Raw genomic sequence first — 20,602 nt, 5'->3', positions numbered from 1 at the left:
TCACGTCATGCAAGCTCGTCCCCTTTTTCTTCGGACCTCCCCCCTGGTGCTTCCCCTTGCACTGCTGTTCTCCACCTTGTCCATTGGCTGCGGTGGGGGCCTCAATCTGACCCCCGTCAAGTCGACGCAGAACCGGCCCAGCAATGTGGCCGTCTATTTCAAAGTCCAATCGTCGGGCGGTGAGCCGGTGGGGGGAATGACCGCCGAGCAGTTTCGGATCTACGAGGATGGCTCGCTGGTCTCCGAGCACGAAAGCAAGCAGACCATTTTGAACCCCGAGGTGGCGGCCTCGCACTACACCTTGCTGCTCATCGACATGAGCGGCAGCGTGAGCGCCGATCCGGAGGCCGTCAAAACCTTGGTCGACGCCGCGACGGCGTTCACCGATCGCGTGGAAAAGACGCACAAGGTCGGGGTCTACACCTTCGACGGCAGCCCCGAGATCCACCCGGTGGCCCCGTTCGGCAGTCCCGGCGGCGCCAAAGGTGCCATCCGCGGGCTCCTCTCGTACAAGCCGCAAGATCCCAGCACCAACTTGAATGGCGCCGTGGTCAAAGGCCTCGCCGAGCTCGATCGCGCGCTCTCCCGCGCCGAGCACCCGATGCGATTCGGCACCTTGGTCGTCTTCAGCGACGGGACCGACCGGGCGGGCCGCGTGACCAAAGACCAAATGCGAAAAGCCATCAAGGACAGCAAGTACGAGGTCTTCGCCATCGGGCTCGGCAAAGAGATGCAGGAGTCCGAGCTCAAAGACGTGGGCAAAAATGGCACGTCGCGCACGGACAACAAGCAAGAGGTCGTCAAATCGTTCGACGATATCGCGCAGCGGATCGAGGCCTCCACGAAATCGTATTATCTCTTGAGTTATTGCTCTCCGTCCCGCGCGGGAAAGCACGCGGTGAAGATCGAGGCGCAGGCGAAGGACGAAAAAAAGGGAGAGCGCTCGGGATCGCTGGTGAGTGAATTCGACGCCTCTGGATTCACCCACGGGTGCGATCCCAATACGCCCCCAACCTTCGATGTGACGAAGGGCGATGCCCTCGCGCCAAAGAAGCAAACATCTGAAGATAACGACAAGGGCGAAGCGAAAGACAAAGGCAGCGAGAAGCGGAGCGACCAAAGAGCCGACAAGCCGCGCGCGGCCGCCGTCAAGCCGACCCAGGGGGGAACGGTGCAGTTGCCGCCTCCGCCAACGTCCTCGTCGCCGCCTGCGAAGCAACCCCAGGACTTCAATCCCTAAGTGGAGACGGTTCCCGGGAAGGGTCTCCCGCGTATGGTCGGACGGTACCATCTCATCGAGGAGGTGGGCCGTTCGACCTTCGGGCCTTTGCATCTTGCACGGTACGAAGGCCCCAACGCGTTTCAGCGCTGGTCGTCGATCCTCGAGGTGGAGGCGCGGTTTTCGCGCGACAGCGAGTTTCGACACGCCTTTTTCCAATCGGCGCGCACCTCGGCGCGCATTCAGCATCCCAATGTGGTCGCTACGCTCGACGTGGGCGAGACCGAGGGAATGCTCTGGCTGGCGTCGGAGTATTTGCTGGGCGAGACCGCCAAAGAGCTCCTGACCTTGGCGCGGCATCGCCAGGTGCCGGTGCCTTGGGACATCGCGTGCCGCATCGTGGCCGATGCGGCGCTGGGGCTCGATGCCATTCACGAGCTCACGCACGCCACCACGGGTGAGCCGATGCGGCTGGTGCACGGGCGGCTGGCCCCGCATCGCATCGCGGTCACGTACGATGGCGTGACCAAGGTGCTGGAGCCTTCTGCGCCATTCGTGGCGCTTTCGCCGGGCGAGGCGGGGCAGGCGAAGATGATGGTCGGCCGTGCGATGGCCTACACCGCGCCCGAGTTGTTGCGGGGCGAGGCGTTCGATCGGCGCGTGGACATTTTCTCACTGGGGGTGGTGCTCTGGGAGCTGTGCGCGGGGCGGCGCCTCTTCGGCGGAGCCGACGAGGGCGAAATCCGCGCGAAGATCCACGCCAACGCCGTGCCGCCGCTGTCCGAGGCCGTGCGCGGATTTCCGGCCGAGGTGGAGGCGCTCATTCACCAGACGTTGGCGCCCGATCCGGCCTCGCGCATGCAAAACGCCAAGGCGCTGGCGCGGGCGCTCCATCAGGCGCTCGTGAAGGAGGGGTTGGTGGTGACCGACGACGAGGTCGCGCGCTACTTGCTCCATAGCTTTCCCGAGCGGCTTCCGCGGAAGAAGAGCCGGCTGCTCACCGCCGCCGATGTGACCCACGTCTTTCGTCGCGATGCGGTGCTGCCGGTCGCCCCGAGCGCTTCGGGCGCTTCGGCCGCGGTGGCGCCGACACCGGCGGTGCCGTTTGCGCCGCCGTTCGTGTCGGGGGCCGTTCGTCTGCCGTCGGATACGATTCCCGACGATTTGCCGCCGCCGTTGCTCTTTCGGCCGAGCGAGAGTCCGAATTTGCCGGGCGCGTCGCCGGTGTCGCCTGTGCCTGAGGCGGCGCGGGTGTCGGCGGTGCCGGTGTCGCCTGTGCCTGGGGCGGCGCGGGTGTCGGCGGCGCCGGTGTCGCCTGTGCCTGGGGCGGCGCGGGTGTCGGCGGTGCCCGGGGCGCCGCGTACTTCGCAGGTGCCGGGGTCCGGTCGCGGGACGCAGGCGCCCGTGTTGATGCCGATTGGAATGCCGCCCCGGCCGCGGGGGCTCTTCGATACGGATTCGGGATCGCGCAGCCCCTGGATCGGGCCCGCGATTCTGTTCGTCGTGTTTGGGGTGGCCGTGGCCGTCATTGCGGTGCTGGTCGTGGTCATGGTGCGTCGGTCCAACGCGATCGACGCGCCGGTGGCTGCGCTGTCGGCTGCGGCGGCGCCGATGCCCCCGCCGGTTGCTGCGCCTTCGGCGGTGACACCGGTTCCGACCCCTTCGACGGTGACACCGGTTCCGACCCCCTCGACGGTGATTGCGGCTCCGACATCTGCCGCGACCCCCTCGACGGCGACACCGCTTCCGACCCTTCCGGCGGTGACGCCCCGTCCGCAATTGCCCGCGGCAACATCCGTCGCGTTGGCCGCACCATCGCCCGCACCGATCCCGTTGCCCCGACCCTCCGCAAGCGCAGCGGCGCCCCCCGCGCCAAAGGGACGGCTCACCGTCATCTGCGATCCCGCGTGCGATGACGTGCTCGATGGCAAATCGTCGCTGGGCCCGTCGCCCATCTACAAGCGCGCGACCTCGTTGGGGACGCACCGCCTGACCTTGAAGACCACGGACCCCAAAGCCGAAAAGGTCGTCGAGGTCGACGTGGTCGAAGGCGATGTCACCGTTGTGAAAGAGTCCTTGTTGCCGTAGGTCGCCGCGTTCAACCGTCGGCGGCGATCTCTTCGGCCAGCTTTTGCGTGTCCGGCGACCAGAGCGGGACGATCTCCTGCTCCCGCTCGCAGAGGTACTCGACGAACCAACGCTGCGTCCGTGCCAGATAGTAAATCTTGCCCGTTCCGCGCATCATGGAGCCGCACTCGGGGCACGAGTGCCGCAGGGTCCGCGCGCGTTCACTGAACGTGTGACGATCGAACGCTTCCGACGTAGTCGTTTTGTCCATCTCCAGGCTGTAACAAATGGGGCCGCCGGGCCATCTCCGCAAAGGGACCAGCCTTGACAGTCCTTCGTTTTATCTAATAAAACTTCGTTATAGTGGAGGACGACCGGATGCACGGCGTTGGCGGAAGGCTTTACGATAGGATGCCCGCTTGGCCGTGACCCCTCGAACGGATCCGCCCCGTGGTTTTCCGCACGACGGCGAAGTCGCTCATCCTGATGCGTCCCCGGATCTCACGCCGATCGTCGGGGCGAACTTGCGTCGGCTTCGCGTCAAACGCGGGCTCTCGCTCGAGCGCCTGGCCAAGCAATCGGGGGTGAGCCGCGCCATGTTGGGGCAGGTGGAGCTCGGGCAGAGCACGCCCACCATCAACGTCCTCTGGAAGATCTCCCTCGCGCTGGATGTGCCGTTCTCGGCGCTGCTCGGCGGGGCGGGGAGCACGCCGCGCGTGTCGCTCCTTCCGCTCGAGCGGGCGCGGATGCTCATGTCGCGCGATGGCGCCTTCCGATCGCGCGCGCTCTTTCCCTTCGACACGCGCCGCGCGGTCGAGTTCTACGAGCTACGCCTGACCGCGCACGGCGCCGAGCACGCCGATCCGCACCCTCCGGGCACGACGGAGAACTTGGTCGTGCAGGCCGGCGCGCTCAAGCTTACGGTCGACCGTGAGAGCTTCACCCTCGCCACCGGCGACGCCATCTACTTCGAGGCCGATCGGCCACACATTTACGAGAACCCGGGCGACGTCGAGACGGTCATGTACTTGGTGATGACGTACGCGCGCGACGCGAGGTGAGGAGATAGAGCGCTTCTCCGCCGTCCGCCGGTGCGATAGATTGCACCATGCACCATTTTCCGAAGAGCCCTTTCGCCGTTCCCTTCGACGGGAGCTTTCGTGTGAAGCGAACGCGCACCGCGCCGCCGAAAGGAGCGCCGGACAAGGCGGAGGCCGAGGAGCGCCTTACCGCGTGTGTCGAGGAGATCGCGCGCCTGCAGAAGAAGCTCTATGCGGACAACCGCTACTCGCTGCTCTGCGTGTTTCAGGCGATCGACGCGGCCGGCAAAGATGGAACGATCCGCGCGGTGCTCACGGGGACCAACCCCGCGGCCTGTCAAGTGGCGGCCTTCAAGTCGCCCTCCGACGAGGAGCTCGATCACGACTTCCTCTGGCGCATCGTTCGACGCTTGCCCGAGCGGGGACGCATCGGCGTGCTCAATCGGAGCCACTACGAAGAGGTGCTCACGGTGCGCGTGCACCCGGAGTATCTGGAGCGCCAGCGCCTGCCGCGCATGCCCGATCTCCCGAAGCTCTGGAGGGAGCGCCACGAGTCCATCCGCGACTTCGAGAAGCACCTCGCGCGCAACGGCACGGTGGTCTTGAAGTTTTGGCTCAACGTCTCGAAGAAAGAACAAAAACAACGGCTGCTCGCCCGCATCGACGATGCCTCCGCCAACTGGAAGTTCCAAGCCGCGGACATCGACGAGCGCCAGCACTGGTCGGAGTACATGCACACCTACGAGGACGTGCTGAACGAAACATCCCGCCCGTGGGCCCCATGGTATGCCATCCCCGCCGACGACAAGCCCTTCATGCGCTGGACCGTCGCCGACATCATCCGCCGCACCTTGAAGGGCCTCGATCTCGATTACCCGCAACTCGGTCGCGAGGAGCAAAAGACGCTGCTCGTTCTACGAAAGCGCCTCGAGGACGAGTGATCCGCACGCGCGGCGTACGATGTCGGGGAGATCACCCGCAACTCGGTCGCGAGGAACAAAAGACGCTGCTCGTTCTACGAAAGCGCCTCGAGGACGAGTGATCCGCACGCGCGGCGTACGATGTCGGGGAGATCAATCCGCAACTCGGTCGCGAGGAACAAAGACGCTGCTCGTTCTACGAAAGCGCCTCGAGGACGAGTGAGTTGCACGCGCGGCTTACGAGGCCGTCGAGAGAACCCGTACCGCGACCGTCGGGGGGCGGTGAGCTTCGAGGGGCTCGCCGCAAGGAGTCCGGCGTTGCCCGGCTCACCGCCCCCCGACGGTCGCGGTACGTAGGGAATCAGGCCTTGGAGGCGAGCTGCTTCTTCAACGCATCGATCGAGCCCGCGAGCTTCTCGAGCGTCTTCGCGCTTTGCTCGAGCGCCGATTTGGCCAGGCCCAGGCCGTAGGTTGCCCACTCGGTGCCGAGGTCGAAAATGAGATCGACCAAGGAGCTCGTTTCGCCTTTCTTGTTGGCGCTGGCGCTGCCTGCGGCCGGCTTCTCGGTGGAATCGGTGCTCGGGGTTTCGTTCGTGCTCATGACAACCTCTCCTTTTGCTGGGTTGTGTGGGTTGATGGAAATGCATGGCCCGCTGTTCGTAGAGCGAACGAGCAGAGCGGGATCGCGCGTGGCAAATTGCGAGCACGGGGCCGGCTCGCACTAAGGCTGGAAGCGAGTTCGAAGAGTCAGCGAGCGCCGGGGAGGCACTCGTCACAGACGAAGATGCGGGGCTTCTTCTTGCCGTTCGTGGGCTCGTCGGATAGGCCCAGGTTCGCGTGCGCGCCGGCGGCGAGATCGCGCTCGCATTTGGCGCAGGTGGCGTCTTGTGCGAGGGTGACGCGCTGGAAGGCGAAGATGTCCTTCAGGGGATCGAACTTGACGCGGGCTTTGAGGCGCTCGCGCTCGTGCTCGAGCTGCTTGGCCGCTTTGCGCAGCCGCGACTCCACGTTTTCGGTCGCCGCGTCGGCCACGTTCAACGCGTCTTCCAGGATGGTGCGCACCAGGTTCGAGACGGGAACCCGGAGGTTGTCCGCGAATCGTTTGAGCTCGCGCTCGAGCACCGCGGGCACCCGCGTGTGCAAGACGCGCTCTTTCTTCGGCTCCGAATCGCCGGCTTCGTGATCACCGTGGCTGTCGACTTCCATGCCGTCCCCCTTGTCCCGCTGGTCGTCATTTTGTGTCACGACGTGATACATAACCTGCGACGTATCACGCGTCAAGTCGCCGCCGCCGTTACGCCAGACGCGGCCGGCGTAAGCCGAACACGGCGGCCACTCGATCCCAGACTGCCCGAAGTCGGGCACTCGATCGAGCCAAGAACGACGGACGGCGCAGCGAGGACGGCGGAAGCAGCCCCGCGTGCCGAAGCCGTGGCGGCTCATGGTGGGCGGCATCGAGGAAAGCCTCGAGCGAAATGGCAAACGCCTGGGCGCACTCGCGGTGCGGAAAGTGCCCGCAGCCCGCGAACTGAACGACATAGAGCCCCTCCAGGTAGTCGAGCACGCCCGACGCGTGCTGCGAGGGCACGATCCAATCGCGATCGCCCCAAAAAACGATGGTCGGCGGCAGCTGGCGGAGCTCGTGGGCCCGGTCGAGAAAATGCCGCGTTTGGCCGCGCCAATCCATCACCCCGCGCGCGGTGCGCGAGAGGACGCGCGCGGAGCCCGGCTGCGCGTTCAACCACGCCAGGTTGGCGGCTTCGCCCGGATCGTGGATGTCGAAGTACTTGAGCACCACGCGGGTGCCGGGGCCCATGAAGGGCTGCCCAAACCGCTCGACCAAGCCCGACGACGCAAAAAAACGCAGTGGTAAGCCCACTTCGCGTCCGAGCCCGCCGCTGGCCACCAACGCGAGCCGGCCCACCTGCGAGCCGCACTCGAGCAAGAGCCGCTGCGCGATGCCGCCGCCAAAAGAGTGCCCCACCAAGTCGAACTCATCGAGGCCAAGGCTTCGGATCCACTTGGCCATCGTCTCGGCGTACCAGTCGAGATCGTAAGCCTCGGGCGGCCGGCCCGAGAAGCCGTGACCCGGCAAATCCGGCATGATGACCCGCCGGTTCTTCGCCAGGCGCGGGGCGACGCGGGACCAGGTGGTGTGGCAGTCCGAGAGCCCGTGCAACAGCACGAGCGGACGACCCCGGCCCATTTCGGCCCAATGGAGATCCATCACCCCCAAACGAGTGAAGGCGCGCCGAGGCGCCGCGGGACCGAGCATGGCGCTGCAACGTGATACAACGTGATACGCGTGTCAAGTGTGTATCACGTTGCGCTGCTCGGCTGGCTAGGCGCGATCCGCGCGCGGCGAAGGGCGCCGCGCGCGCGGTGAAGCGCTCCTCAAACCATCTTCACCAAGGGTACGTCGTGCCCTTTGGGGCATTTGACCTTCATGGTGGCTTCGGCCTCGGACAAGGCGACCTTGATGGTCGCCTTGCACGTCGGGCAGCGGATCTCCATCACCGGATCGTCCGGGTTCTTCGGCGGAGAGCCGCCCGAGCCGCCGCTCATTTCGTCTTGGAGTAGACCTGGACGGCGACTACTCCTGCGCCCTTGTTCGCACGCACATCCAGCTTGTAGGCCACGGGGAACGGCACCATGGGGCACGTCGGGTTCGGCGCGGCGCCGATGACGGCCTCGTTGCTCGTCGTCTTATCCTGTCCGGCGGACATCGTGTACATGGGCGGCAGAAGAAGGTTCAAGTTGAGATCCTTCACGCCCACGCCGATGGGCGATACGCCCACGATCGTGTAGCACTTGCCCGCCTGCATGTTGATGGTCATCGAGGTGCTCTGACCCTCGGCGAGTTGCGCGGTAAGGGGCGCGCCCTCGGCCTGCATGCCCGGCGCGTATTTGGCCGCGAGCGGCGCCATGAGCGCACCGACCAGCGCGGGATCGACGCCCGGCGCGGTGGGGGTGCCGCCGGTGGTGCCGGTCTGCCCCGGCGCGGGCTGCCCGGTCGGCTGGCCAGGTTGCGGCTGCGGGTAGCCCGGCTGCGGTTGCGGGTAACCGGGCTGCTGCGGGTAGCCCGGTTGCTGCTGCGGATAACCCGGCTGTTGTTGCGGGTAGCCCGGCTGCTGCTGCGGGTAACCCGGCTGTTGCTGCGGGTAGCCCGGCTGTTGCTGCGGGTAACCCGGCTGCCCCGGAGGCGGCTGGTTCACGCCGTATTGCGGCGGCGGCTGCTCGTCTTTCTTTTCGCAGCCCGCGACGGAGGCGAGACCCCCGACGAGGACGACGGCACACAGAAGCGCCCTACCAGAAGAGCGGAGCTTCGCGATGCGCGAAGACGGCAACGGCTGCAACAGCGAGAGAATAGGCTTCGTCATGGGTTGTCTCCGGAGAGGTTGTGCCCTTTCATAGGCTCAAACCGGCGATGAATGAAATGACATCGTACGACGTGGTCGTTGTGGGGGGTGGGATCGCGGGAGCTTTTCTCGCGCGGCAGCTCAAGCTCGAGCGGCCATCGACCTCGATTCTGGTGCTCGAACGAGCCGCCGAGATCGACAACCTCAAGGTCGGTGAATCGACCGTGGAGGTGGCTGCACATTACATGATCACCCGCCTGAATCTCGGCACGTATCTGTACCAGCATCAGCTCCCGAAAAATGGTCTCCGTTTCTTCTTCGACAACGAGAGCAAGTCCCTTCCTCTTTCACAGATGAGCGAAATCGGCTCGGATCATATGCCGCATTGGCCGAGTTTTCAGCTCGAACGTGCCTCCCTCGAGCGCGACTTGGTCGATTTGAATCGCGCGCTGGGGATCGACGTCCAACTCGGGGCGAAGGTGGTCGATGTCACCATCCGCGGCGGCGCCGGCTCGCATCAGGTAACGTACGAACAGAACGGCGCGCGCCACGAGGTGCGGTGCCGTTGGCTGTGCGATGCATCGGGGAGGCGGCACCTCGTTCAACGCCACCTCGGAAACAAGGTGCACAAAGAAGAGCGGCTCGCGACCGCCGCCGCGTGGGGGCGCTACCGAAATGTCGCGGGGTTGGACGCGGTCACCGATCCGAGCTGGCGCGCGCGGGTGCGATGGACCTCGCGCCACCTGTCGACGAACCACTTCATGTACGACGGCTATTGGATCTGGTTCATCCCGCTCGCGGGCGATCTCATGAGCGTCGGGGTCGTCTACGATACGCGCCGCATCGGCGACGGGCTGCGCACCCGCCCGGCGTTCGAAGCGTTCCTGCGCGAGCACCGCGCCGCGCGCGAGCTGCTGGAGGGAGCCATCGGCGAAGATTTCCAGGCATACGCGCATCTTCCGTACTGGTCGGACGTGTATTTTTCCGAGGACCGCTGGGCCATCACCGGGGAGGCGGGCGCCTTCACCGATCCATTCTACAGCCCCGGCTCCGACTTCATCGCCACCGCCAACGAGTTCATCGCCTCGATGATCGCGTCCGACGTCGAGGGCGACGATGCCGGCCTGCGCAAGAAGGTCGCGACGTACGACGCGTACTATCGATTCAAATACGAATCGACGATTCGGCTCTACATCGATCTTTATCCCATCTTCGGCAGCTACGACGTATTTCGCCTCAAGTACCTGCTCGACTTCAACAACTACTACAACTTGGTGGTGTGGCCCTTTCTGGCGGGGAAGATCCGCGACGTGGATTGGCTGCACGAGGAGCTTCGCTTCGCCGATCGCATCCTGCAGGCCCAGAGCTCCATGGCGCGGCAATTCGTGGCCATGGGGGAGCGGCTGCGCGCATCGGGCGCGTACTTCGCGCACAACCACGGCCTCTTCGCCAATGGGCTGTGCGGCGTGCGTCAGCTCGAGAACCGGCTCGGCCCGAGCCTGGACGAGGCGTTCCGGCGCGAGCAGGTGCAGCGAAACTACGGCAGCGTGTTCGGCGCGCTGCTCGAGCGCACCATGGGCGAGCCGGGCCTCGCGGAGCGCGACGTGGTGCTGCGCGAGCTCAATTTTCCCACCGTGGTCCTCTGCAAGGACATCGACGACGCGATGGTTCGAAGCGTGTTCGATCGGGTCGGGAAGCGGCTCGCGAAGGAGCTGCGGCAAGAGTTCGCCGGCGCGGCCATCGAGCGGGTGGAGGTTCGGGTCACCTCGGGCAACGGTGCGCCGCGCGTGCGGATCGAGGGGCCTCTCGATGCGGAGCTGCGCCGCGCGATCGAGGCGCGCGCGCTCGCGATGTGGAACGCGTGCACGTCAGCCGAATGACGCTTCGACCTTGGCGATGTCGGCTTGGGTGAGCTGCACGCCATCGGCACCCACGCAGTCGCGGATGGACTCGAGGCGCCGGCCGCCGGGGATGGGGAAGAAATGCGGGAACTTCGCCAGCATCCACGCGAGGACCAGGCGGTGCGGTGAGACGCCGAACCCTGCGGCCGTGCGGTCCAAGGAGCCCACGGTGCCCAAGGTGGGGGCGGCGCTCGATCCGCCGAAGGGCGAGTAGGGGAGGAACGCGATGCCGTGCTTTTCACAGTGGGCGACCACCCCGTTGGTCTCCGAGTCGCGCCGGGTGGGGCTGAATCGGTTCTGCACGCTCAAGACGGGCACGATGGCGCGCGCGGTCTCGATCTCCTTCACGCTGAAATTGGAGACGCCCACGTGCCGGATCTTTCCCTCGTCGCGCAGGCGGGCGAGGGCGCCCATGGTGTCGGCGAGCGGCACCTTGGGGTCGGGCGCGTGCAGCTGGTACACGTCGATCACGTCGCGTCCGAGGTCGCGCAAGCTCGCCTCGCACGCGGCGCGAAGGGCCTCGGGGCGTGCGTCGGAGGTCCATGCGCCTTTGGGCCGCCGCAGCCCACCCTTCGTGGCCACGACGATGCGCGAGCGATCGCCGCCCCACGATGCGAGGGCGCGCGCGATGATCCGCTCGTTGTGACCGATGTCGGAGTCGTCGACGCAGTAGACGTTGGCGGTGTCGATCAAGGTGACGCCGCTGTCGAGCACCAGGTGCAGCGCGCGAACCGCGTCCTCTTCGCGGGGGCGCCCTGCCAAGGACAGGTGCATCGCGCCAAAGCCGATTCGCGTTACGACGGGACCATCGGGGCCGAGTTGTCGAGTTTGCATGGCGAAGTCGCTCCCACGATAGAGAAAACTCTTGCTCGAGCAAGTACGGAAGCTACCTCCGAGCGCATGCTCGCGTTGGCGATCGGCGCGCTCGGCGAGGTGGCTCAATCGCCGTTGGTGCGATCGAGGCCGTCGCCCGCGGGTGCGCCGTCGGGGGGCGCGGCGAGGATGCCGCGTGCGCGCGGGGCATGCTGCCGTTGAACTTGCAACGTGATACCCCCGAGGCCCGAGGCGAGGTAGGGCATGAGCCCTGCCGCCATCTCGTTGCCCAGAAAGGCGGAGATGCCTTCATTGCCGAGAATTTCCTTTGCGAGCTCCGCCTCGGCTACGGTTCCAAAGGTTGCAACCACGACGAGGTCTTCCGCATCCATGGTCGATTTTCCTCTCGTTTCGGCATCACACATTCGCTCGGTCGGCGATGGGCGTGAGCGGTGAATGCCGTTGGATGCCGTACATGCGGGATGCGTTCCACATCGGCAACGGTCTCGCGGCAGCTCGTGAAAGAGTCGTGAAAGACTGCAGACGGGATGTAGACGAAGATACGCACGAATGATTGGCGTAGAGGATGCGTCCAATGGGGACGCGTCTGTTCCGAGGTTCACCGCTTCGCCCTGACGCAACGCGAAGCAGTTGCTTATCTGGAGGGTTTCTCATGGGTGATCATCACCGGGTTTCGAGTTTCGTTCGCTTCGTCGCCATGGCCATGGTTCCGGCCGGCATTCTTTTGGCACTGCCAAAGAGCGCGCATGCTGCAGCGGGGCTCGAAGCATGCGGCAACATCGACATCAGCGGGAACGCGAAGTGCGAGCTTGTCGCAAGGGGGCCCCAGTGCCAGGCGAAGTGCACGCCCGTGAGCTTCGAGGCGGCGTGCGCAGCCAAGCTCGAGGGCGGCTGCCGGGGCAGGTGCAATGTGGAAGCAGACGTCAGCTGCAAGGCCAGCTGCCAAGGAGGGTGCGAAGGGGACTGCAACGTCGATCCGGGCAAATTCGACTGCGCCGCCGAATGTCGGGGCACGTGCCAGGGCGACTGCAGCGGCAAGTGCTCGGGCTCGAACAACCGCGGCGAGTGCGAGGCCTCGTGCAAGGCAAGCTGCAGCGGAAGCTGCGATGCCAAGTGCCAGGTGACGGCGCCCTCGGCGACCTGCCAGGCGCGGTGCCAGGCGAGCTGCAACGGCAGCTGCCACGGAAAGGTCAACGCGGACTGCCAGATCCAGTGCCAGACCCCGCAGCTGTACGCATCGTGCAAAGCCGACCTTCAGGGCGGGTGCAATGTCAAGTGCACCGATGACAAGTTCGAGGGCGCCATCTTCTGCGACGGCCAATTCGTCGATGCCGGCAACAATCTGCGGGATTGCCTGGAGGCGATCAAAAATTTCCAGTTCAAGTTCCAGGCCCAAGCCCAAGGCAGCGCGAGCGCCTCGTGCGCCGCGGCACCGGGCGGCGCTCCCGTCTCGGGCGGGCTCCTGGTGATGGGGCTCGGCGCCGTGGGCATTGGAATGGCCCGCCGCCGTCGCCGTTCGTCGTGAGTCTCCACGACATGGGTGTCATACTGTGAAAGCGTGACAAAACGGACGTGGGCGGGGCTCCTGTGTTGCGCGTCGCTCGCCGTGTGCTGCGGTGAGCGCGTGCAGGGGCAGGGTGTGGCCCCGCCCCCGGCCGTATCGTCGAAGCCCCCGGTCTCCAAGCCGCCGAGCGAGGTCGATGTCCCGAAGCCGGTGACCGATCCGCGGCTCGCCGCGATCGATCATGCGGTCGATCGGGCGCTGATGGAGGGGCGGCTCCCCGGCTGCGTGGTGGTGGTGGGGCGGCGCGAGGGCGTGCTCTTTCGAAAGGCGTACGGCTTTCGTGCGTACGCGCCCGATCCCGAGGAGATGACCCTCGACACGGTGTTCGATCTGGCGTCGCTGACCAAGCCGGTGGCGACGGCGTCGAGCATCATGGTGCTGGTCGATCGCGGCCGGGTGGGGCTGGACGAGCCCGCCGCGCGCTATGTGCCGGAGTTTGGGCGCGCCGGAAAGGGCGCGATCACGTTGCGGCATCTGCTGACGCACGTCTCGGGTTTGCCCGTGGAGACGCCGGTGCGCGATTTTCAAGAAGGGCGCGAGGTGGCCCTGGGGCGCATCTACGATCTCGTGCCGCGCGCGGCGCCGGGGCAGGCGTTCGTCTACTCCGACGTGGGGTTTCTCGTTCTCGAGGAGGTGATCAAGCGGGTCACCGGGCAGGACGTGGCCGTGTTTGCGGCCGAGAACGTGTTTCGTCCGCTGGGCATGGTGGAGACCGGATTTTTGCCGGGGCCCGAGCTGCGCGCGCGCGCGGCGGTGACCGAGCAACGCGATGGCGTGTGGATGCGCGGGCAGGTGCACGATCCGCGTGCGTTTTACCTTGGCGGCGTGGCGGGGCACGCGGGGCTCTTTTCGACGGCCGAGGACCTGACGCGCTATGCGCGGGCGCTGCTGGCCGAAGGCGATACGGCCGCGTGGTCGGCGCGGACGCAGCTTGCGTTCCTGGCCCCGCACGACGTTCCAGGGGCGATTCGTGCGCTGGGGTGGGACGTGAGGAGCGCGTACTCCGGCAATCGCGGGGAGGGGTGGTCGCCGCGGGCCGTGGGGCACGGGGGGTATACGGGGACGGTGTTGTGGGTGGATCCGGAGCGGGATTGGTTCGTGATCGTGCTGTCGAATCGGGTGCATCCCGAGGGGCGGGGGAATGTCAATGCGCTGGCGGGGCGGATTGGGACGGTCGTGGCGCAGGCGTTGGAGTCGGGATCGGGGCTAGGGGGTGGCGTTGGGGGAAGAGGGGTTTGGGCGGGGATTGATGTGTTGAGGGCGGAGGGTTTTCGGAGGTTGAGGGGGGCGAAGGTTGGGTTGGTGACGAATGCGGCGGGGAGGGCGAGGGATGGGCGGACGACGGTGGAGTTGCTTGCGCAGGCCGAGGGGGTGAGGCTGGAGGCGCTTTTTTCGCCGGAGCATGGGATGGGCGGCGATCGGGAGGGGAGGATTGACGGCGGGAAGGACGCGAAGACGGGGTTGCCCGTCTACAGCCTCTACGGGCGCGGGGAGGAGGGGCTCGAGCCTTCGGCGGAGAGTCTCGCGTCGATCGATACGCTCGTCGTGGACCTGCAGGACGTGGGGGTGCGATTTTATACGTATGCGTCGACCTTGCGGCATGCGATGGCGGCGGCGGCGAGGCATCGGGTGCGCGTGGTCGTGTTGGATCGGCCGAACCCGATTGATGGGGTGGATGTCGCGGGGCCGGTGCTCACGCCGGTTCCAAAGAGCTTCGTGAATGAAAATGCGCTGCCCGTGCGCCATGGAATGACCCTCGGGGAGCTCTCGCTGCTCTTCAATGCAGAGCATCACATGGGGGCCCCGCTCGAGGTCGTCACCATGAAGGGCTGGCAGCGGGCCGACTATTTCGATCGAACGGGGCTCGCGTGGACGCCGCCCTCGCCAAACTTACGAACCGTGGCTCAGACGGTGCTCTATCCGGCGGTGGGGCTCCTCGAGTCGACCAATCTCTCTGTCGGCCGCGGCACCGACACGCCCTTCGAGATCCTCGGCGCCCCATGGATCGACGGACCAGCGCTCGCCTCGGCGCTTCGAGCGGCGGGCATCGCGGGCTTGACCTTTCGTCCCGTGAGCTTCACCCCGAAGACGGCCATTTATGCGGGACAGCGGTGCGGCGGCGTGCGGGTGACCGTCTCGAACCGCGCGGCCTTCGAGCCCGCGCGGGCGTGGCTCGGGATGGCCATGACGTTGCATACCTTGCATCCCAAGGAGTGGCATTTCGCGGATTTGGACAAGATGCTCGCCGACCGAACGATCCTCGAGGCCATGGAGGCGAAGCGATCGCCCGCCGAGATCGAGGCGCTCTGGGCGGCGGGGCTTCGGGCGTTCAAGGCGAAGCGCGAAAAGTACCTCCTTTACGGAAATGCAAGCACCCCGTAAGGCATTTCCAGGGGGCTGGTTGACATCTGAAACCGTGAAGATTACAGATGGGTCCACGAGGTCGTTGCCGTGTCGTCTGGAAGATTTGCCATCGCCACGCACGCCCTTGCCATGCTCTCTCAGCTTCAGGACGGCTATCCGAGTGAACACGTCGCTCAGAGCATCAACACGCACCCGGTGTTTCTTCGCCGGTTGATGAAGGTTCTCTGCGCAGCAGGTTTGGTCGAGGCGCGGGAAGGGTTTGGCGGGGGGTACCGCCTCGCGCGTCCCGCCGAACAGATCTTTCTCAGCGAGGTGTACGCGGCCACCGAGCCTTCGGGGGCCATTCCACCGAGCCCGAGCGAACCAAACGACACCTGCCGCATCGGCGGCGGGATGCGCGTTGCTTTTGCCGAAGCGGCCCGCGCCGCGAATGAAGCTTTACTTCAAGGTCTCGCCAAACAAACCGTCGCCGACATCGCCGCGCGAGCGAAGGCGGAAGCAGTCCAAAAGCGGCCACCATCCCTTTCAAAACCCCCGAAATCCAGGAGTCTCATCATGGCAAGCAGCAAGAACGTTCTCGAGGTCGGTGAGGGCAACTTCGACAGCGAAGTCCTCCAGTCCGATCTGCCGGTCCTCGTCGACTTCGGCGCCACGTGGTGCGGCCCGTGCAAAGCGATCGCGCCCATCGTGGCGAAGATCGCCGACGAGAATGTGGGCAAGTACAAGATCGTCGCGGTCGACATCGACGACTCGCCCAAGCTCGCGACCCAGTACGGCATCCGCGGCGTGCCCACGCTCTTGGTCTTCAAGGGCGGTGCGAAGACGCAATCGCACGTGGGCCTGACCAGCAAAGAAAACCTGCTCAAGCTCCTCGAGGCTTGAGCAAGCCCGCCGCAAAGAAGCTCTCCGAGTTGGGATTGGCCGCCGCGGCCCTCGATGCCGAGCTGGCTCGCTTCGAGGGCCTGGCCCAAACGGCTTTGCAGACCCCTCTCAACTCGGAAAAGAACATCGAGCGCGCGGCGCGCGCCACGATGGACGCGGCGGCCTGTCAAAATCGGGTGGCCGAGCGCGTTCAGTCGTTGGTCGCCGCCGTGGCCGGGGCGCGCGATCGGCAGCAAGCGACCGCGGAGCGGGTCCTCGCGCGCGCTCAAGAAATCCAGCGCCGCGGCGAAGAGGTCACGGCGCTGATGAAGCGCTTCGCCTTGCTCGGCGTGGAGGCGCACGACTTGGTGGGGCTGATCCAGAAGGTGCACGAGCCCGGCGCGGCCAAGGAAGACGTGCTCGCGCTCATCGCCGATATCGAAGCCAAGATGAGTACGGTCGTGTCCAATTCGGAAGAGGTGGCCAAGGCGGCCCTCTCCATCGAAATGTCGGACATCGCCCGGCAGGCGGACTCCATCCGCCAACAGCTGCATTCTGCAAAGAACCGACTCAAGCTTTTGGGCAAATCGCTTTAGTGTCCCGCGCCATTGCGGTGAGGAGCGGGAGGGCCGCTTTCGCGCCATTGCGGTGGGCGGGAGGCCGCTTTCGCGCCCTTGCGGTGAGGAGCGGAGGCCGCTTTCGCGTCCTTGCGGTGAGCGGGCAGCTTTCGCGTCCCGCGCCCTTGCGGTGAGGAGCGGAGGCCGCTTTCGCGTCCTTGCGGTGAGCGGGCAGCTTTCGCGTCCCGCGCCCTTGCGGTGAGGAGCGGAGGCAGCTTTCGCGTCCTTGCGGTGGGCGGGCAGCTTTCGCGTCCTTGCGGTGAGCGGGCAGCTTTCGCGTCCCGCGCCCTTCTTGCGGTGAAGGCGTGGGAGGCCGCTCTCGCGTCCGCGTCATTGCCGTGAGGAGCGGGAGGCCGTTCTCGCGTCCGCGTCAGTGCGGTGAGGAGCGGGAGGCCGTTCTCGCGTCCGCGTCAGTGCCGTGGGCGTTTCTCGTGTCCCGCGCCATTGTGGTAGCTCGCTTCAGCGTCCGCATCGTGTTCGGTGTTGGGCGTTGCGTCCTTGTTCCGTAGCGGGCGATGCCGGGCGCACGATCGCCACGGGTGTGTCGGAACAGCACGCTTGCAACGTTCGACGTGCGCTTCTGTGCACGTACACCCCGTGCCCGGGGGCGCGCTCTCCCACGATCCCGTGCGGAGAGGGCGAGGGGACGCCATGTACGGTGACCGTGCACGAGTGGGATCGTGTGGCATGAGCAATGCGAGACCGGGCGGTCATGAGACTCGCCAAACTTTTTCTCATCGGGATCGGCGTTGGGGCCGGCGTGACGTACTTCTGTGATTCACGGCAAGGTCATCGCCGTCGTGCCATGGCGCGCGACAAGGTGGTGCACTTCGCGTGTGAGGTGCGTGAGCAGGCGGATGCCGGTATGCGCGATCTCTCGCATCGCGTGCACGGGTTGATGAGTCAGGGGATGGGCTTTCTTCACACGCTCACCGCACGTCACCCGGTTTCGGACGACATCCTGCACGAGAGGGTTCGCTCGGCCATGGGCCGCGTGTGCAGCCATGCTCACGCCGTTCATGTGATGGTCGATCGCGGCTGCGTGGAGCTCACCGGCCTGGTGCTGAGCGAGGAGCACGCCCAGCTCGTTCGCCATGTCGCGCGCGTACCCGGCGTGGTCCTCGTGCGCGATTACCTCGAGCCCCACGCGCAGTCGGAGTCGATCCCCAACCTGCAAGGTCCGCCTCGAACGACCAAGCCAAAGGTGGCGCGCACCCTCTCGTCTCCGGCGGGCCGGCTGGTCTTGGGCTCGGCCGCGCTGCTCGCCCTCGGCGCATGGGCCCCGGCGCTCCTCATCCCCATGGGCACCATCCTCGGCATCGGCGTGGCCGCGCGCAACGAGGACCAAGCTCGGGCGCGGCGCGCTCGTAGCCTCGAGCGGCGTGGCTCGCGCCGGACGGCCCCCGCCGATGGCGGTCCGCGCACCACCAGCGCGTCGAGCCCGAGTCACTCGAGTCAGGAAAAGAGCGGAGCGACCAATGTCAAGGTGGTGACCAGCAGCGATCGCGAGCGCAGCGACGGGGCCCGTTCACAGAAGGCGCATCAAAACGGTCATCAAGTCGGGAGCCCGACGGGGCACGCCAGGCCGGTTCCGCCCAGGCCGCAGTAGCCGTTGGGGTTCTTGGCCAAGTACTGCTGGTGGTACTCCTCGGCGTAATAAAACTCCGGCGCCGGCGCGACTTCCGTGGTGATCGCGCCGTAGCCGCCGGCCGAGAGCACCTTTTGGTACGCGTCGCGTGAAGCTTCGGCCGCGCGGCGCTGCGCCTCGTCGAACCAATAGATGGCGGAGCGGTACTGGGTGCCGATGTCCCCGCCTTGGCGCATGCCCTGCGTGGGATCGTGGTTCTCCCAAAACGTCTTGAGCAGCGCGTCGTAGCTCACGGTGCTCGGGTCGAATACGACCAGCACGACCTCGGTGTGGCCGGTGAGGCCGGAGCACACTTCCTGGTAGGTGGCGTTGGGCGTAAAGCCCCCGGCGTAGCCGACCGCGGTGGAGTAGACGCTCCCTTCCGGCTTCAGCTGCCAGAATTTGCGCTCGGCGCCCCAGAAGCAGCCGAGGCCAAAGAGCGCCAGCTTGGTTCCATCGGGGAACGGCGGCACGATGCGGTTGCCATTGACGAAATGGTTCGAGGGAACCGGCATGCGCTCCGCGCGGCCGGGCAGGGCTCGTTCCGGAGAGGGTAGCTTGATCTTGTCGCTCATGTTCGTTTCCTCATCGGGGTTTCGTTCACTTGGCGCTGGCCCTCGCGTTCATTTGCTCGTGCGCGAGCTCGCCCAGCATGGCGATAGCCTCTTCCACGCGCGAGGACCACGGGATTCCACAGCTGATTCGAATGGCGTTGGTATAGCGCTGGCGCGCGGAAAAGATAGGCCCCGGCGCGATGGCCACGCCCCGCCGGAGCGCCTCGGCCTGCATGGCCAGCGCGTCGATCTCGCGCGGCATCTCCACCCAGAGCACGAAGCCGCCTTGCGGCGCCGAAATCGAGGTTCCACGCGGAAAGGCGAGCGCGATGGCCTCGCGGAAGTGCTGCACCTGCAGGCGCAGCTTGGTGCGCAACGAGCGCAAATGGCGGTCGTAGCCGCCGCCGGCCAGGTACTCGGCCACCGCGAGCTGCGGCAACGTGGGGGTGGCCACCGTTTGCGAGAACTGCATGCGCTCGATGAGCGCGCGGTAGCGCCCGGGGACGACCCAGCCGACCCGGTAGCCCGCGGCCAAGGTCTTGGAGACGGAGCTGCAGAGAAGGACGCGGCCGTCGCGGTCGAAGGCTTTGGCCGGGCGCGGTCGCGAGCCATCGAAGGACATGTCTCCATAGACGTCGTCTTCGATGAGCGGCACGTCGTGCTGCGCCAAGAGGCGAACCATGCGCTCCTTGGCCTCGTCCGACATGCGGCTGCCGAGCGGATTGTCGAAGTTGGGGATGGCGACACAGGCGCGGACGGGGGCCTTCTTGAGCACGTCCTTCAGCGCGTCGAGGTCCATGCCGCGATCGGGGTGCGTCGGGATCTCGATGACCCGCAGCCCGAGCTCTTCGAGCAGCTGCAGCACCCCGAAATACATGGGCGAGTGCACCACCACCGTGTCGCCCGGCTTGGTGAGCGCGCGAAAGCAAAGGTGCATGGCCTCGGTCGCGCCCACGGTGGTGACGAAGTCGTCTTCGTCGAGCGCCAGTCCCCAGGTGAGCGCCCTTCGCGCGAGCTGATGGCGCAAGGCCGAGGGGCCCGGCGGCGGCACGTAGTTGGAGCCGGATGCGTCGCGCGCGGCGATGGCCAAGGTGCGGTTCAAGGCGCGAATGGGGAGGAGCTCGGGCGCGAGCACCGCGGAACCCAAAGGCAGCACGCTCGGATCGCGCAGCGAGTACATGAGCGCAGCCACCCCCGTGGAGACGGAGACCCGCGCCGGAACGACCTTCAGGCGTGCTCGTCGATGGGGCGCGGGGGACTCGTAGCGGTCCGGTTTGCGGCGGACGAAGTGTCCCGATTTGGGCCGCGCTTCGACGAAGCCCTCTTTCTCGAGCGAGAGGTAAGCGGCGAGGACGGTCCCTACGCTGACCCGCCGATCGCGGCTGGTGCGACGCACGGACGGAAGCCGGTCCCCTGGACGCAGCGCGCCCTCTTCAATCAAGGATGAAATGTCGGCTGCAATACGCCGGTAAAGAAGGTCCGTACCTTGGTCGTCCACGCCCAGCACGTTAGCGCAGGGGGACGTTTATGCCAGCTTAACGCAAGCACAGATCGGTGGAGTATCACCGGAACAGACCTTGTCTGTACTTGTCGGAATCAAACGAACTGTGCCTGTGCTTTATGTTCTTTCGACCCTATAGCGGCGCAAACATGGCCTCGAGCACTCCACATTCGA

20 protein-coding genes and 1 pseudogene are annotated in these 20,602 nt (G+C 66.1%); 11 read left to right on the top strand and 10 right to left on the bottom strand.

Annotated elements, in window-relative coordinates; genetic code table 11:
• The first annotated feature begins 46 nt into the window (after positions 1-46).
• Both LZC94_34390 and LZC94_34385 read left to right on the top strand, forming a co-directional pair.
• Entirely contained in the window at positions 47-1,240 is a 1,194-nt protein-coding gene (locus tag LZC94_34390; protein ID WXB12927.1) for a VWA domain-containing protein, read from the top strand.
• 33 nt (positions 1,241-1,273) lie between these two features.
• Positions 1,274-3,307 carry a protein kinase gene (locus LZC94_34385; protein ID WXB12926.1) on the top strand — a complete coding sequence of 678 codons (2,034 nt, stop codon included), beginning with the start codon at positions 1,274-1,276 and terminating at the stop codon, positions 3,305-3,307.
• A gap of 10 nt (positions 3,308-3,317) precedes the next feature.
• Here LZC94_34385 and LZC94_34380 read toward each other — a convergent pair whose 3' ends face one another.
• Entirely contained in the window at positions 3,318-3,557 is a 240-nt protein-coding gene (locus LZC94_34380) for a hypothetical protein (protein WXB12925.1), read from the bottom strand.
• Positions 3,558-3,711: 154 nt separating this feature from the next.
• On the opposite strand from LZC94_34380, the gene LZC94_34375 reads away from it, so the two are divergent.
• A complete protein-coding gene (locus LZC94_34375; protein ID WXB12924.1) occupies positions 3,712-4,347 on the top strand; it encodes an XRE family transcriptional regulator in 636 nt (211 codons plus the stop codon).
• A 47-nt stretch (positions 4,348-4,394) separates the two neighbouring features.
• On the top strand, positions 4,395-5,267 hold the full coding sequence (locus tag LZC94_34370; protein ID WXB12923.1) for a polyphosphate kinase 2 family protein: 873 nt from the start codon (positions 4,395-4,397) through the stop codon (positions 5,265-5,267).
• Between the two features lie 340 nt (positions 5,268-5,607).
• On the opposite strand, the gene LZC94_34365 is transcribed toward LZC94_34370, so the two are convergent.
• The 5 genes from LZC94_34365 to LZC94_34345 form a co-directional block, all read right to left on the bottom strand.
• Positions 5,608-5,847, bottom strand: a complete 240-nt coding sequence (locus LZC94_34365; GenBank protein ID WXB12922.1) for a hypothetical protein — start codon at positions 5,845-5,847, stop codon at positions 5,608-5,610.
• A 146-nt stretch (positions 5,848-5,993) separates the two neighbouring features.
• On the bottom strand, positions 5,994-6,491 hold the full coding sequence (locus LZC94_34360; protein WXB12921.1) for a hypothetical protein: 498 nt from the start codon (positions 6,489-6,491) through the stop codon (positions 5,994-5,996).
• Between the two features lie 49 nt (positions 6,492-6,540).
• Positions 6,541-7,473 (bottom strand): alpha/beta fold hydrolase, encoded by a 933-nt coding sequence (locus LZC94_34355; GenBank protein WXB12920.1) that lies wholly within the window; start codon positions 7,471-7,473, stop codon positions 6,541-6,543.
• 167 nt (positions 7,474-7,640) lie between these two features.
• Positions 7,641-7,811 (bottom strand): hypothetical protein, encoded by a 171-nt coding sequence (locus LZC94_34350; GenBank protein WXB12919.1) that lies wholly within the window; start codon positions 7,809-7,811, stop codon positions 7,641-7,643.
• Positions 7,808-8,626 carry a hypothetical protein gene (locus tag LZC94_34345; protein WXB12918.1) on the bottom strand — a complete coding sequence of 273 codons (819 nt, stop codon included), beginning with the start codon at positions 8,624-8,626 and terminating at the stop codon, positions 7,808-7,810. Before LZC94_34345 ends, LZC94_34350 begins: the two co-directional genes overlap by 4 nt.
• 47 nt (positions 8,627-8,673) lie before the next feature.
• Here LZC94_34345 and LZC94_34340 point away from each other — a divergent pair, with 47 nt between their 5' ends.
• Positions 8,674-10,485: a tryptophan 7-halogenase gene (locus LZC94_34340; protein WXB12917.1), complete on the top strand. Its 1,812-nt coding sequence runs from the start codon at positions 8,674-8,676 to the stop codon at positions 10,483-10,485.
• On the opposite strand, the gene LZC94_34335 is transcribed toward LZC94_34340, so the two are convergent.
• Both LZC94_34335 and LZC94_34330 read right to left on the bottom strand, forming a co-directional pair.
• Positions 10,474-11,340, bottom strand: a complete 867-nt coding sequence (locus LZC94_34335; GenBank protein ID WXB12916.1) for an aldo/keto reductase — start codon at positions 11,338-11,340, stop codon at positions 10,474-10,476. The genes LZC94_34340 and LZC94_34335 overlap by 12 nt on opposite strands.
• Positions 11,341-11,444: 104 nt before the next feature.
• The gene (locus tag LZC94_34330) at positions 11,445-11,711 is read right to left on the bottom strand and encodes a DUF2007 domain-containing protein (protein ID WXB12915.1); all 267 of its coding nucleotides are present in this window, start codon (positions 11,709-11,711) and stop codon (positions 11,445-11,447) included.
• A gap of 281 nt (positions 11,712-11,992) precedes the next feature.
• Between LZC94_34330 and LZC94_34325 the strand changes: the two genes are divergently transcribed.
• The 6 genes and pseudogenes from LZC94_34325 to LZC94_34300 all read left to right on the top strand — a co-directional run bounded on the left by LZC94_34325 (position 11,993) and on the right by LZC94_34300 (position 18,355).
• Positions 11,993-12,865: a hypothetical protein gene (locus tag LZC94_34325; protein WXB12914.1), complete on the top strand. Its 873-nt coding sequence runs from the start codon at positions 11,993-11,995 to the stop codon at positions 12,863-12,865.
• A gap of 33 nt (positions 12,866-12,898) precedes the next feature.
• Entirely contained in the window at positions 12,899-15,286 is a 2,388-nt protein-coding gene (locus tag LZC94_34320; GenBank protein WXB12913.1) for a DUF1343 domain-containing protein, read from the top strand.
• A 111-nt stretch (positions 15,287-15,397) separates the two neighbouring features.
• Positions 15,398-15,691: pseudogene (locus tag LZC94_34315) on the top strand (Rrf2 family transcriptional regulator).
• A 132-nt stretch (positions 15,692-15,823) separates the two neighbouring features.
• The gene (gene trxA, locus LZC94_34310; GenBank protein WXB20283.1) at positions 15,824-16,150 is read left to right on the top strand and encodes a thioredoxin; all 327 of its coding nucleotides are present in this window, start codon (positions 15,824-15,826) and stop codon (positions 16,148-16,150) included.
• Positions 16,147-16,725 carry a hypothetical protein gene (locus LZC94_34305; protein WXB12912.1) on the top strand — a complete coding sequence of 193 codons (579 nt, stop codon included), beginning with the start codon at positions 16,147-16,149 and terminating at the stop codon, positions 16,723-16,725. Before trxA ends, LZC94_34305 begins: the two co-directional genes overlap by 4 nt.
• Before the next feature lie 733 nt (positions 16,726-17,458).
• Complete coding sequence (locus tag LZC94_34300) at positions 17,459-18,355, top strand: BON domain-containing protein (protein ID WXB12911.1); 897 nt, start codon at positions 17,459-17,461, stop codon at positions 18,353-18,355.
• Here LZC94_34300 and msrA read toward each other — a convergent pair.
• Positions 18,301-18,948 (bottom strand): peptide-methionine (S)-S-oxide reductase MsrA, encoded by a 648-nt coding sequence (gene msrA, locus LZC94_34295; protein ID WXB12910.1) that lies wholly within the window; start codon positions 18,946-18,948, stop codon positions 18,301-18,303. The genes LZC94_34300 and msrA overlap by 55 nt on opposite strands.
• A 25-nt stretch (positions 18,949-18,973) precedes the next feature.
• Positions 18,974-20,425 carry a PLP-dependent aminotransferase family protein gene (locus tag LZC94_34290; protein WXB12909.1) on the bottom strand — a complete coding sequence of 484 codons (1,452 nt, stop codon included), beginning with the start codon at positions 20,423-20,425 and terminating at the stop codon, positions 18,974-18,976.
• Positions 20,426-20,602: the final 177 nt, after the last annotated feature.

It is taken from the genome of Sorangiineae bacterium MSr11954 (assembly GCA_037157815.1).
GTDB lineage: Bacteria > Myxococcota_A > Polyangia > Polyangiales > Polyangiaceae > Pendulispora > Pendulispora albinea.
The sequence above is the reverse complement of the archived record's forward strand: the minus strand, read 5'-3'. Positions and strand labels throughout refer to the sequence as shown.

Bases quoted from the DNA above. Each gene is read 5' to 3' on its own strand.
- trxA (WXB20283.1), top strand. From the start codon at position 15,824: ATGGCAAGCAGCAAGAACGTTCTCGAGGTCGGTGAGGGCAACTTCGAC.
- msrA (WXB12910.1), bottom strand. From the start codon at position 18,948: ATGAGCGACAAGATCAAGCTACCCTCTCCGGAACGAGCCCTGCCCGGC.
- LZC94_34385 (WXB12926.1), top strand. From the start codon at position 1,274: ATGGTCGGACGGTACCATCTCATCGAGGAGGTGGGCCGTTCGACCTTC.
- LZC94_34350 (WXB12919.1), bottom strand. From the start codon at position 7,811: ATGAGCGGCGGCTCGGGCGGCTCTCCGCCGAAGAACCCGGACGATCCG.
- LZC94_34345 (WXB12918.1), bottom strand. From the start codon at position 8,626: ATGACGAAGCCTATTCTCTCGCTGTTGCAGCCGTTGCCGTCTTCGCGC.
- LZC94_34355 (WXB12920.1), bottom strand. From the start codon at position 7,473: ATGGATCTCCATTGGGCCGAAATGGGCCGGGGTCGTCCGCTCGTGCTG.
- LZC94_34300 (WXB12911.1), top strand. From the start codon at position 17,459: ATGAGACTCGCCAAACTTTTTCTCATCGGGATCGGCGTTGGGGCCGGC.
- LZC94_34340 (WXB12917.1), top strand. From the start codon at position 8,674: ATGAATGAAATGACATCGTACGACGTGGTCGTTGTGGGGGGTGGGATC.
- LZC94_34325 (WXB12914.1), top strand. From the start codon at position 11,993: ATGGGTGATCATCACCGGGTTTCGAGTTTCGTTCGCTTCGTCGCCATG.
- LZC94_34365 (WXB12922.1), bottom strand. From the start codon at position 5,847: ATGAGCACGAACGAAACCCCGAGCACCGATTCCACCGAGAAGCCGGCC.
- LZC94_34370 (WXB12923.1), top strand. From the start codon at position 4,395: ATGCACCATTTTCCGAAGAGCCCTTTCGCCGTTCCCTTCGACGGGAGC.
- LZC94_34330 (WXB12915.1), bottom strand. From the start codon at position 11,711: ATGGATGCGGAAGACCTCGTCGTGGTTGCAACCTTTGGAACCGTAGCC.
- LZC94_34335 (WXB12916.1), bottom strand. From the start codon at position 11,340: ATGCAAACTCGACAACTCGGCCCCGATGGTCCCGTCGTAACGCGAATC.
- LZC94_34380 (WXB12925.1), bottom strand. From the start codon at position 3,557: ATGGACAAAACGACTACGTCGGAAGCGTTCGATCGTCACACGTTCAGT.